The sequence below is a fragment of the Flavobacterium branchiophilum FL-15 genome, from assembly GCF_000253275.1.
Taxonomy (GTDB): domain Bacteria; phylum Bacteroidota; class Bacteroidia; order Flavobacteriales; family Flavobacteriaceae; genus Flavobacterium; species Flavobacterium branchiophilum.
In genome coordinates this window covers 1,120,889-1,134,009 of the sequence record NC_016001.1, presented here as the reverse complement: position 1 = coordinate 1,134,009, position 13,121 = coordinate 1,120,889, and the positions used below count along the sequence as shown (strand labels likewise).

The window sequence follows — 13,121 nt, the reverse complement described above, 5'->3', positions numbered from 1 at the left end:
TCTCTAACTTCCCTCATGGTATTGGAACAAAAAAATGTAAAAATAGTTTTCAGAAATAAAAAAAATGTTTTATGTTTGCAATGGATATATGTGATGGTTAAAAACGCAAGAACTTTCGTATATTTACTAGTTATGCCTCACCCTAAAAGACCGACACGACAGAAAATGAACGAACTGAGAATGACAGACGAAAAGCAACGCTTCGGCAAAATCAAAAGAGCTGCAACAAAAGCACAAAGCCAACGCAATGCAGCACATTTCCTTTTGCCCCAATCGCAGGACAGGTAGAGAGTATTTTAAGCCTGGAATTTTAGTGGGTAAATAACGGTTCGCAATAAATAATTAATAAGTAATGATTTCAAGTGAAGAAGCCATAAATAAATTAAAACAGTTTTGGGGAGTAGATAAATTTGTTTTTCAAGCTGATTTTCATGTTCCTATAAACGTATCTCTTCGCGAAGGAAGTAAACCATTTGGATACTTTAGAAATATTCGTTTTAATGGTGAAATTATTGAATATCCTTTAGATACTTTAGCAACCAATGAAAGGCGAATAAGTATTTATCAGATACTTAAAAAAGGGCTTGAAGATGGGAAACAATATGAAGTTGAATTAGAACTATCGAAAGACGAATACAGAAAGAAGAATCCTTATTCTCTGATAGTTCAAAAATTTAAAAGTATTGAAGTAAAAGCTGACAATATTGATACAGCTTTAGAAAAAACGATCAACGAAATATTTCTAGAAAATATTAATATTAATTCACCCTTTCAAGTAGTAAATCTGGCAAATTCAGTAGAATCATTAGCTACCGATATTTATTCGGAAGATAAAAGATTTATATATGAACTTATTCAAAATGCGGATGATGCAGCTTTAGATGAAGATTCAGAACTATCAATAGATATACTTGACAAGTATGTTGTTATATCTCATAATGGTGCGCCTTTTAATTCCAGAGATATTAGAGGATTATGTAGTATAGGATTAGGAACTAAAACAAACGATGCTACAAAAACAGGTTATAAGGGTATTGGGTTTAAATCTGTTTTCGGTCAGCCAGAGGGGATTGTTTACGTAAAAACAGAAAATACCTTATTTAGATTTGATAAAGAATATGCAAGATTAAAAGGATGGAATTCAAAATGGGGAAATAAACGGGATTGGGAAGAAAAAAATGGTGTAACATTTCAATGCCCATGGCAGATGATGCCAATTTTATCAGAAACAGCAAATGATAATGAAACGGATCTTATTTTAAACAATAAAATATTTTCCGTAAAAACTGCTATAAAAATAGATGATAGTAAAAAGTTGTATGAAAATATAAATAGCTTTTTTGGAGATGCAAAATTTTTATTATTTTTAAGAAGGATAAGTAGAGTAGAATTAAAATTTAATAGTCACAAACTAGAATTAAGAAAAAAAAAGAATTCTGAAATTGGAAATATTGTTACACTGCATAGTAACAAGGAAAATATATCAAATTGGTACGTTAAAAATTGGATACATAATATACCATTAGAAATACAAAAAGAATTAAAATCAGATCCCAAAACGCCCAAGAAAATTCAGAGCATGGAAAAGACTGTAATTTCTTTTGCTATAAACATAAACGAAAAATTTGATGAGATTAAATTATTAGAGGAAGGCAATAGCCCACTATACTCCTATTTACCAACAACTGAAAAAGAATATAATATTCCATTTATTGTTAATTGCAATTTCCTTTTAGATGCCAGTAGAGAAAAAATACATAAAAACAGAAAATGGAACGAATGGCTATTTCAAGTTATAGGATATAAGACAGTAGAATGTTGTTCAGAATTTGTAATAAATAAAGCTTTTGAAGGAACTTACCTTTCATTATTTAGAAATGGAATTATTAGTGAGAGAGATAATCTCTGTAAAAAAATAAATGAAGGTTTAAAAATTGGATTAGATACATTTTCAATAATTAGAGATAAAACCAATTATCTATGTAAATTAAAAGAAATAGTACTTGACCCTTTTGATTTATTTAAAACTGATTCTCAACTTTTAGAGATAGTAGCTACTTTTTTAAATGAAACCCAGAAAGAAATTCATTTAAAGGGTGCTAATCTAATTTCACTAACAGAACAGAATAAAATATTAAGAAAATTAGACACCAATGAATTAAAGGAAATTCAGTTACAAGAATTCTTTTCATCTAAGCACATCAGCAATTTTATTACTACTTCTAACAATAGTACTATTCTTAATTTTTTAAGGTCACTTGATTTAAATGACCCATCAGGTGAATGGTATACAACCATTACCAATAATACATTAATCATCAATCAAGATGGTGAACTTGATTATATTAAAAGAGTTTGTTTTCCTATTGATATTGAAACGGAAGAATTTAAAAATACCTTGATTCACAAAGAAGTCTTTGAAAGTATAAAACAAAATGAAAAGCTGTTTGAATGGTTAGAAAACTTAGGTGTAACTGATCCTGGTAGTATTGCTTATCTTGAAAAGGAGATAATAGGGCGTATTGATAAGTGTATAAATAATGGAAATCATTTAGATGTTACAAAGTTCATCTTTAAACTTCATAAAGAGAAAAAACTTACCGAAACTCATTATTTAAATTTACAAGAACTGCCTTTAAAAACCAGCAAAGGATTTAAAAAGGCAAATCAATCTGTTCTTTCTTTGGCCTATAATCCAACTACTGATTTTAGTAAAGTGCTTCCTAACGAGCCATATTTATCAGAGGAATATCTGCCAATATCTAATTCGCAAGAATGCAGACTATTTTTTAAATTATTAAATGTTACTGATGATATTGAATTTATAAAATCAGCTAAAAAACTTTCAACTGAATTACCTGATGAGTATGTTAAAAGTTGTAATGTTTTCGCAAAAGATGGTCATAAATATCCTCATTTAATTGGTGTTTTTTATCCTAATTTACCAACATTAACAGTTTCTTTTTTTGTACAATCATTTTCTTTTATAGAGCAAACTAAAAACATCAAGTTTGCACAACTTTATTGGGAAAGGCTATTTAACAAATATCATTTTACAAAGGATCACTCTAGCATTTCTCCCCACAATTATAGTCCTGGTAAAAATTACACAATTTATAATCTAGGTGGGGGATTGACAATATCAACCTTAGATGAAATGAATTGGGGTAAACAATTAAATAATTTAACTAAAATACCAAGTTTTGCCTTCTGGCAATTTGATAGTGTTAACTGCATACCAACAACAGTTGGTTTAAAATTAGCTAAAGAAACGTTTACTAATTCAGAATATAACATCGAGTTAGCAGGAAACTACCTTCCTGTTATAAATGTAAATACAACTGTTCCTGATGACTGGTGTCTAATTTTAAAACTAAAAACCAAATTTTCAATAAATGATTTATTAAGTATTCTTGAAAAAATATCATTGTCATTAAAGACTAATGGTTTTATTGATAAAGATAATGAAAAGCGGCTTGGTATGGTTTACAACGAGCTAATTCTAAGATTAAATATTGATTCTGAGAATACAACAGAAACAATTAAAAAATGGGTGGTCAATCATACAATAATTAGTGCCTCGAAAAAAAATATTTCCTCAAGTAATTTACTTTATATAAATATTTTAGGATTTGAAAATTCGACAAATGGAATAGAGACTATATTAATTCCTAAAAATGTTGATACAAAGACACTTGCATTCGAAGAACTTCTTGATGCATTTGGCATTAAATTTATAAACAATTTTAGTTATCAGGCTATAGACCAAAAGGAATTTTTTGATTTAAAAATAAAACTTCTTAAGTTAATCGGTCCAATTTGTTTAATGCTTAAAAACAAAATGATAATAAATGATTTAGATAAGTCATTATATGATAGATTTTTAAAAGTATCCCAGACAAAATTTATAAAGTGCAACAACATTCGACCTGTATTTGTATACGATTTGGAAGAGATAGAAGGCAAAATAGTAATTTACTATTATGATGAAGTCAATAGTGATTTTCTGATTTCCGAAAGTTGGAAAAATCCAAGTGTGATTTTGAATATTTCTTATCATTTAAGCAAGATATTAACTGCTGTAAGGTTAGAAAAAGAAATAATGATTATGCTTAACATGAATGATCAACAGATAGTTGATTATTTGTCGAGTTTAGAAATAAATTATGAAGAGTATAAATCTAGCAAAATAGCTAAAGATATATCGTCACTTACCAAAGAATTAGAAAATACAAATAGTATAAAGTTTAATGAAATCGAAACACCTCTATTGAGCCAAAACCTTACCAATGATAATCAAATGGAAGATACTAACCAAGACAATAAAACTTCAATTCAAGAAAAAATAGATTCATTTTGGACAAGTCTTAACAAAGACGATGAAAACTTCATTAGAGGTATAATAAAAGGTGATTATGAACTTAATGAGCAATTAGATGCTAATATTACAGCAAAAATAAAAACATTAATGAAAATCAGAGACAATTATAAGTCTTCTGAAATTTCAGATGAAAATCGCTATTTGAAGGCAGGTACAGATGAAATTTTAGTTCGTTCAGCCCAAAATGGCTTATTGTATCTAGACTTATATCATTGGGAAAGATTGAATGAAAACAATGTTCATCTAGCGATATATACTAATAATCAAATTGATATTTACAAAACTCAAGATAGTCTAATTCAGTTTACAAAATCACAAAACAAGTTTGGAATTTTACGATTGCCTGTTGAATATAGTTTAGAAGATTATAATTCCTTAGAAAACATAAATGACAAGGGAAAATGGCATTTTGTGTTTATTGTTAATAAAAACACTAAGGCAGCACAGAATTACAAAGAATTTATTAACCTTGATGACTATAATTTTTGATAATGAAAAAACTTTCCAAAGAAGACCAAATAAAGTTTTACGAAGAAGAAATCAAGAAGATACTTTCTGATTATAAGGCATATCTTGACTCTAAGTGCATTGATTTAATCAATAAAGATGAGTTATGTGTAGGTTGTTTTGAATACATTGATGAACTTAGAAATCAAGTTGTCTTTTCATTTCCTAAAGATAAAATACCTAAAACTAAAATACTATTAACAGCTACTAAGCCCAATTCGCAAGAAATACTTGTTTCTAACTTTAAAGATTTTACATACAGCTTTTACAGAAAAAATTGTGTAGCCTCTTTCACAGAATGTTATGGAGTTTATTATCAAGAGCTGAATGGCAAATACAATATAGGATTTAATAGTGTTGACTTAGAGTTTTTAAATATTTTAAATAAGGGAGATAAAATTGTATTTGGCATTTCTGATCCTCCGTTGAAATACTATTTTAACTTGATTCATATAACTAAAAATGATTTACAAATCCAAAAGGCTAACGAAATAATATTAGGTAATTTTCATTTGGATAATTTTAAACCGATTCACATTGAAGATTCACTTGAGTTAATTAAACAATATAAAGAGAATTTACACAATGAAGCATCAATAATAATTCAAGGTCCTCCAGGGACAGGGAAAACATTCTTTATTTCTAGACTTCTTACATTACTAACGAAGGAAAAAAAATCAGTTTTAGTTGCAACATTAGCGAACAGATCGCTAATCGAACTCGCAAAAAAGTATTGTGAAATTAGTGATGCAAAAAAAGGAGTTTTATTTAAGTCCAATTTGACCTTAGAAGAATCTAGAGAAGTTAAAGAATTAAAGCCTATACCAAAGAATTTTAAGTCAGCTGAAGGCAACATATTATTAACCACATTTTACAAAATGACGGGAATATCAGTAGAAAATGTAACCAAGCCGATTTATGATTATGTAATTTTAGAAGAAGCTAGCCAATGTTTTTTAGGAACTATTGCTGCAGCAAAGATTCTTGGAAAAAAGGTAATATTAGTCGGTGACCCATTACAACTCACTCCAATTGTAAATCAAGACAATCCAAGTAATATTTCTAAAGATATAGACTTGATGCTAGAATCTTTTACATACTACGCATCAACCATAACTTGTCCAAAATTCAGGTTAACTACCACCTATAGATTTTCGGAAAATGCTTGTTTTCAAACAAACACATTCTATGAAAACAGTCTAAAATCAAAGTCAGAGATTCAAAAAGGTGATGCTTCACTAAGAAAACTTCCTTCAATATATAATAAAGATGGTGGCTCCTCTTTATATTTCTATGATGCAAATAAATTAGACTTATTATATGGTTTTCTTTATGCTCAAATAAATAGCCTTTTGCAATTAAACCCCAAATTTGAAATTGCAATTTTATCATCAACAAAAAAGGGAGTTAAACTTTTACGTGACAATTTGCTTTTTAAATTTAATGGAGCCCAGAATCAAATAATTATCAACACTGTGGACAGTGTTCAAGGCTTAACCGTTGATTTCTGCTTTTATTTTGCCTATTCAGATGGTAACCCAGTTTTCTCGTTTAAAGTTAATCGTTTTAATGTTGCATCAAGCAGAGCAAGATATTGCACAATTATTTTAATAGATGAAGTTTTTAAAATCATTCCACCCTATAAAGGTCTTGTAGCAGAATATATATCAAAATGTCAAATTGACAATGATCTAATATATGACACATTAAGTCTTTCAAAAAATTTACTTTCTCATTCAAATGTTCTAATTGAAAACAACAAGTTGAATTTTCAAGGACTTGATAACTCGACAGTATCGGGATTAAAGGTTATTGGTAAAATAGACATCTCGCAGTTTGAGAAGTCAAAAAAGGAAATCAAAAAAGATAAAGAAAATATTTACATCATTGACACGAATGTTTTCGTTGACCTACCTGATATTATTTCTAAAATTGACCTAAAATACAGTATTGTGCTTTCTGCAAAAGTTATTGACGAGTTGGACTACTTGAAAATTTCATTAACAGAAGAACAAAAGAAAAATGTTCAAAAAGCATTGAGACAAATTAACGAGAGTATAGACAAACGTGGAATTAAAATGGATACGGCAGATTTGTCTTTGCTTCCAAACGATTTTAACAAAAAATCACCAGACAATTTTATTCTATCTGTTGCATTAAAATACAAAATAGAAAATCCAATTATGCTGACTTCTGACAATGGTTTACAAATAAAAGCCAAAGGACTAAACATAACGACAATAACACTAAAAGAATTTTTGAAACAATTAAAATACTAATGTCAACGCATTTGGTGGCACATTTGCAATTTCGCACAAGCCCACGCTAAAGCTTAAAATTTCAAAAGAGCCACCAAACCCACGCTCCAAAACAGATACGAAATAACTAGACCAAACACGACAGAAAAAGAAGGGCGAAGGCATAATAGCACCTACAAGAAATTGGCGGTTCAGTTATTTAATGAAGCATTGTGCATCGTGTCATGTTCAGTGCTGGCAGACAGTTTTGTGCTCCGAAATCGCCAACTTCTGCAAGCCATAAAACGTCAGGCTGTGAAAAAACCCTGTTTATAATCCAAAAAACCAAAAAAACGCTGGTTTTTGAATGTAATAGAAGCCATTTGCGAAAGGGTTATTTTTAAGCAGCATTATTTTGTTGCCAAAAAATATGGGCTGTAAAACGATGTTTTGAGGTGGGTTTGGGTAAAAAAAACTATTGTATTTCAATGTTTTTACTATTTTTGAAATTATTTAACAAAATTTTTTTCACAGACTGACGTTGTGTGCAATACGACCCAACCTCATACCTAATTCAAATATAGGAATTTGAAAAATTAATTTGTATTTTTGCTGACAAATATTTAAGATTAAAATAATGATTATAGCTAATCCAATTTACGATGTAGTATTTAAAAAAATGATGGAAAACGATAGAGTTGCCAAATTTTTTATTGGAACACTTTTGAACCAAACTATAGAAACAATTGAGGTAAAACCACAAGAGTTTACTTATACCGATGAACTTGCTGGTTTAGCCGTTTTTAGACTTGATTTTATCGCGACAATTAAGACAGAAACAGGAGAACAAAAGAAAATATTAATCGAAATTCAAAAAGCAAAAAATCAAATAGATTTAATGCGATTCAGAAATTATTTAGCAGAACAACACAAGAAAGAAGACCGTTTAGATAATAAAAAGACCATTTTGCCCATAACAACAATTTATATTTTAGGATTTAAACTTCCTGAGATAGAAAGTGCTTGTTTAAAGGTGGAAAGAAACTATAAAGACTTGATAAACAATACTATTATTAATAAAAAAAGTGATTTTATCGAAAAATTAACCCACGATAGTTTTATAGTTCAAGTAGATAGAATTACCAATAATTACGCTACAAAATTAGATAAACTATTGAGTGTTTTTGAACAACGACATTTTATTGACGATAAAAAAATCACAAAAGAATTTAAACACGATTTAAACATCGAAGAAATAAAAGTTACGACAGATCTTTTACATTTTGCAGGAACCAATCCCGAAGAACGCAAAAAAATTGAAACAGAACAGGAAGCGTGGAGAACAGTGAACGCAATGTTTGAAGACAAAGAAAAAGAATTAATGGCAGTAATTGAAGAAAAAGACAGATTAATTGAAGAATTAAAACGAAAACTTGATGAGAAAAAATAGAACTGTACACAACAGTTAGCATTTCCTTGCACCTGTAAGCAGAACAATAAATTTTCATCAACGAATACCCATAAAAAATAAAAAGGCATGAGTTAAACCAATTCCTTTCACGTTCCTTATGAGTTTATCGAAAAGGTTTTTGTTAGCATTTCGAGAGGATTTAGTGCCTCTTTTTTTTTTGAAAAATTTGTAAATAAATGCTATTTTATTTCATAGTTTTATATTATTTTTGAAAAATATTCGGCGATGGTTTTTTACAGACTAAAGTTATCAGCAAGCCTCTCACAACACAATCATAAAAATGAATTGGGAAGATTTAAAATATTATAACCCCATAGAAAAAGAAGAGTAAGTAATGCTAAAAAGTCTATTGAGACTATTGTAGCTGAAAAACTTTTACCATACGGATTCAAAATAAATAGAATAAAATTAATTCGAAAATCCAATGATCTAATACATGTTATTCATTTAGATTCTCGTGGCTCTTGGCTAGGTTCTTCAAATTCACGGTTAATCCTTAACTAAATATATATGAAAAAAAGCACAAAAATAATTTTAGTTATAACATTGTTATCAACTATTATTGGAGTTCTTGCTAAATTAGATGGAAATAGATTTATTGGAAATTTATTCCTTGCAATAAGTGTAATCACTTGGTTATATTTTATTTATACATTGATATTTCAATTTATAAATAAAAAACAAATGTTATAATGTAGTGTTGATTAGAGGTTAGTGAAAGGCAGCTATAATAATTTATAACTGCCTTTCTATCAATAAAAAACAAAGGCATAACAAGCGTTTTGCGAGATTACGGGTTCAGTGTTTAGCATTTTCAATGAAGAATATTTTGATATTTTACAAAAATTTGACATTGCATTTGAACCCAAATAGTTATACCAAATATACATATAAAATAGTCCAATCTATTGGTTCTTTTTTGCTAAAATTATCCAAAAAAATAGTTCAGTAGCCCAGCTATGCAACGATTTTTTTTGAAAATTTTTTCTAAAAAATAACTACGCATCTTTGGACTATTTTAAAATATATTTGGTATTATTTGTATGTAATGCCTAGATACAACAATCCAGCCATTTTGAACATCAAATCAACTATTTGGTATTAGAATATTGAACTCATCAAAAAACGAGACCAGCACAACAAAACATAAGGTAAAATTTACATTTATAATATAAACACACCTTCAAAAAAACAGATTATATAAAAAAAAACTACCTCGAGATTGAAGTAGTTTTTTAGGTATTGTTAATTATTTTTTGGGTTCAAATAATTTCAAGAATGTCGTTTTATTGTCAATGGCCAATTGAAATTTTGGATCTAATGCAATTGCTTTATCAAAATAGGCCACAATTTTATCTTTTTTTTCCTTCATTTTATTAGCATCCGCACTGGATTCTGCTAACAAAATTAATCCTTCCAAATTTTCCCATGCTGCAGTTAATTTTACATTATAAAAAGACACTCTATCCGTTGTATTTACCATGTCGTCTGTTTTTGTTTTGGCTTTATATTCTGCAATTATTTTTTTAGCATCTGCCAACAGATTGCCTTCAAAATCATTTACCGCCACTTGAAAAGCATTTTGGTTTATTTTGTCTTTATCAGTAGCCATTAATTCTTTAAAATATTTGGTAGATTTAGGAATATTTCCACCTAATTTATAGGTCCAAGCTTTTACATTTTTAACAGAAGATGTGGTAGAATCTTTAACAGAATTAACACAAATCAATGCTGATACATAGTTTTTTTTATTGATGTATAATTCACTCAAACCTAAAAGAGATTCGTCTTTTTGAGAAGCAGCATATACGTTGATTAAAGCTCCTATTTGCTGGTCGATATCGCCCAATGAGCTTGCAATTTTATAAACATTTGCATAATGCTCTTCGATATTAAACGCTGGAGCAGGTTCATTTTTGATGGCATCAGGTTTTACTAATCCTGATTGTGCAAAACCAATAGTTGAAAACAACAATGTACAAATAATTTTTTTCATAATTCTGATTTTATTTAGGGACATTTCGTGTGCTTTTCAGCACTAATTAAATTAAAATAATTCACTTTTAAGGCTGCAAAAATATTTAAAAAAAATCATTTCTTATGACTTTGCCCGTTAAAGTTTCATTAAATTTTTCTTTAAAAATGATGTCTTTCGGCTTTTCATATTTATCCAAAACGTCAAAAATTGTGGGATCTATTTCAAAAAACAAACCTTCAATTACTAAAACGAGTTTTTCGCCTAAATTTTCGTCTGCTAGTCCAGCAACAAAAAATCTTTTATTGAAATAAGGGTCTAACTTTTTTTCTATTTGTTCAGGAATTAATTTAATTCCACCACTATTTACAACATTATCTAAACGCCCAATAAAATGAAATTGATTGTCGTTTTGAATTTCTACAATATCATTTGTAATGATTTTTTCATCAGAAATTTTGCTGGCATCAATCGTTAAACACTGCCTGTCGTCTATTCCAATTTTTACATTGGGCAATGTAGTAAACCATTTTTCGCCAACTTTTTTGGCAGCTATATGTGTAATTGTCTCTGTCATTCCAAAGGTAATATACACTTGATAAGGCAATTTTGATAATTCATGTTCCAGTTTGTCGCTTACTTTTGCGCCGCCTACAATCAATTTTTTGATGTTTTTTAACGCATCCAATGAGTTTTGTGCTTGCATTGGTACCATAGCGGCAAAATCATATTTTGTAGTATTATTTTCTAATGGATGAGCACTTGGTGCTACAAAATCGATGTCGAGACCTAAAATAAAAGCTCTCACAAACATCATTTTTCCGGCTATATATTTCACTGGCAAACAATGCAATGCACGGTCGCCTGGTTTTAATCCAAAAAAATCGCCTGTCGCAAGTGCAGAATTTACCATAGCTTGCTTTTCAATCCGTACTGTTTTTGATGGCCCAGTTGAACCTGAAGTTGGGATTTCTAAATAGGATTTTTCGTCAAACCAATCTAAGAAAAAATTTCCGACTGGTTTTTCGTAATCAGCTCCTTCTTTTATTAAACAATATGCCACACGAAGCATACTGTCTCTATCAAAATGAAACCCATTCATTTTGAATTGATTATGTACTTTTTGATAACTAATTGTACTCATAATTATATCGTTTTTTGTTTTTTATGGTTTAATTGCTCCAAACAATCGTTCCTTCCAATTGTTCCAATGGTATTTTCGACTAAAAATATAAATTAAAATTGGATAAACAACTATCAAAGGAAAAAATATTTGAAAACTCATTTCGGGTTCTGAAATGTCTTTAAATATGGAATTGGTCTGAAAAACAGTCCAGTCTGAAGTTACAAGTAGGGCTGTAATAAGATTATTAGCAGCATGAAATCCTATTGAAAGTTCTATGCCGTCGTCCATCAAAGCAATGATTCCTAATAAAAAACCAGTTCCTATATAGTATAAAATCAGAACATAACCCATTTTTTGAATTTCCGGATTGTATAAATGTAAACTTCCAAATAGTAAGGATGTCATTATTAGTGGAAACCATTTATATGGATGTAAATTGGCAAAGCCTTGCATCAAATAGCCTCTAAAAACCAGCTCTTCACATGTTGTTTGAATGGGGATAAAAACAAGGGCTATAAAAAATAATATTAAAAATGGCATCCATTTAAATTGTAAAACATAATGACTTGGGTTCAAATAATAATCTGATATTGTAACTATTATTGTGAAAACGGCCCAAATTGTAAATGAAAATACAATCCGATTCCAATCTAATTTTGGTCGGGCAGTCATGATGGTTTTGAAAGCTTGTTGGTGCATTTTACTTACTACAATATACAAGCCAACTATGGCTATCAAAAAAGAAAGTAACATTAAAAATAAGGTTACATTAGAATCTAAAAATGTCATTACAGACGCTTCATCTGTTGGGAAATTCAAATTTTGACGCATACAAGACCAAGTAATTGCCAAATAAAAAGGTACTTGTCCAATTAAGGAAAAAAGAATAACTACAACAGATCCTAAAATATACTTCCAAAAGGGATTTTGAGCATGAACACCCTGTTCTATAAACATAATTATGTGATTTTTTTGATGGTTAAATTTAGAAATGACTTACATTTGCATTTTTAAATATTATTTTATGATACAAATATACCATAATTCTCGATGTAGCAAGTCGAGAGAATGTCTTCTTTTTTTAGAAAAATCAAATAAATCAATAAAAGTAATTAATTACTTAGAAGAAATACCCAATTTTAAAGAATTAAAAACAATTATCAGCAAACTTTCGATAACACCCATGGAATTGATAAGAACAAAAGAAAAAATTTGGATAGAAAAATATAAAAACAACACCTATACTCATGACGAATTGATCGTCTTGATGGTAGAAAATCCAGTATTGATTGAAAGGCCTATAGTTGTTAATGGCGATAAAGCTGTTATTGCACGGCCTTTGGAATTGATAAACAACATTTTATAACTTCATTGCGTCATTTTGACAATTTAATTTGAATTCCGATTAAACTTTATTGCCAATT

The 13,121-nt window shown here is 29.2% G+C and carries 8 protein-coding genes; 5 read left to right on the top strand and 3 right to left on the bottom strand.

The window, feature by feature from the left end:
* Positions 1-165: 165 nt before the first annotated feature.
* The 4 genes from FBFL15_RS16980 (at position 166) to FBFL15_RS04825 (ending at position 8,575) form a co-directional block, all read left to right on the top strand.
* Positions 166-288 carry a hypothetical protein gene (locus tag FBFL15_RS16980; RefSeq protein ID WP_262493578.1) on the top strand — a complete coding sequence of 41 codons (123 nt, stop codon included), beginning with the start codon at positions 166-168 and terminating at the stop codon, positions 286-288.
* 64 nt (positions 289-352) lie between these two features.
* Complete coding sequence (locus FBFL15_RS04835; protein WP_014083534.1) at positions 353-4,870, top strand: sacsin N-terminal ATP-binding-like domain-containing protein; 4,518 nt, start codon at positions 353-355, stop codon at positions 4,868-4,870.
* Between the two features lie 2 nt (positions 4,871-4,872).
* Positions 4,873-7,167, top strand: a complete 2,295-nt coding sequence (locus FBFL15_RS04830) for a PIN domain-containing protein (RefSeq protein ID WP_014083533.1) — start codon at positions 4,873-4,875, stop codon at positions 7,165-7,167.
* Between the two features lie 595 nt (positions 7,168-7,762).
* Positions 7,763-8,575 carry a hypothetical protein gene (locus FBFL15_RS04825; protein ID WP_014083532.1) on the top strand — a complete coding sequence of 271 codons (813 nt, stop codon included), beginning with the start codon at positions 7,763-7,765 and terminating at the stop codon, positions 8,573-8,575.
* Positions 8,576-9,845: 1,270 nt separating this feature from the next.
* Here FBFL15_RS04825 and FBFL15_RS04815 read toward each other — a convergent pair.
* The 3 genes from FBFL15_RS04815 to FBFL15_RS04805 all read right to left on the bottom strand — a co-directional run bounded on the left by FBFL15_RS04815 (position 9,846) and on the right by FBFL15_RS04805 (position 12,654).
* Positions 9,846-10,592: a hypothetical protein gene (locus FBFL15_RS04815; protein ID WP_014083530.1), complete on the bottom strand. Its 747-nt coding sequence runs from the start codon at positions 10,590-10,592 to the stop codon at positions 9,846-9,848.
* 85 nt (positions 10,593-10,677) lie between these two features.
* Positions 10,678-11,715 carry an AMP-binding protein gene (locus FBFL15_RS04810; RefSeq protein ID WP_014083529.1) on the bottom strand — a complete coding sequence of 346 codons (1,038 nt, stop codon included), beginning with the start codon at positions 11,713-11,715 and terminating at the stop codon, positions 10,678-10,680.
* 21 nt (positions 11,716-11,736) lie between these two features.
* Positions 11,737-12,654, bottom strand: a complete 918-nt coding sequence (locus FBFL15_RS04805; protein WP_014083528.1) for a CPBP family intramembrane glutamic endopeptidase — start codon at positions 12,652-12,654, stop codon at positions 11,737-11,739.
* Between the two features lie 67 nt (positions 12,655-12,721).
* Between FBFL15_RS04805 and arsC the strand changes: the two genes are divergently transcribed.
* On the top strand, positions 12,722-13,063 hold the full coding sequence (arsC, locus tag FBFL15_RS04800) for an arsenate reductase (glutaredoxin) (protein ID WP_014083527.1): 342 nt from the start codon (positions 12,722-12,724) through the stop codon (positions 13,061-13,063).
* Positions 13,064-13,121: the final 58 nt, after the last annotated feature.

What these genes read in the sequence shown, in the direction of transcription:
- FBFL15_RS16980 (WP_262493578.1), top strand. Translation starts at nt 166, where the DNA reads ATGAACGAACTGAGAATGACAGACGAAAAGCAACGCTTCGGCAAAATC.
- FBFL15_RS04825 (WP_014083532.1), top strand. Translation starts at nt 7,763, where the DNA reads ATGATTATAGCTAATCCAATTTACGATGTAGTATTTAAAAAAATGATG.
- FBFL15_RS04805 (WP_014083528.1), bottom strand. Translation starts at nt 12,654, where the DNA reads ATGTTTATAGAACAGGGTGTTCATGCTCAAAATCCCTTTTGGAAGTAT.
- FBFL15_RS04810 (WP_014083529.1), bottom strand. Translation starts at nt 11,715, where the DNA reads ATGAGTACAATTAGTTATCAAAAAGTACATAATCAATTCAAAATGAAT.
- FBFL15_RS04815 (WP_014083530.1), bottom strand. Translation starts at nt 10,592, where the DNA reads ATGAAAAAAATTATTTGTACATTGTTGTTTTCAACTATTGGTTTTGCA.
- FBFL15_RS04830 (WP_014083533.1), top strand. Translation starts at nt 4,873, where the DNA reads ATGAAAAAACTTTCCAAAGAAGACCAAATAAAGTTTTACGAAGAAGAA.
- arsC (WP_014083527.1), top strand. Translation starts at nt 12,722, where the DNA reads ATGATACAAATATACCATAATTCTCGATGTAGCAAGTCGAGAGAATGT.
- FBFL15_RS04835 (WP_014083534.1), top strand. Translation starts at nt 353, where the DNA reads ATGATTTCAAGTGAAGAAGCCATAAATAAATTAAAACAGTTTTGGGGA.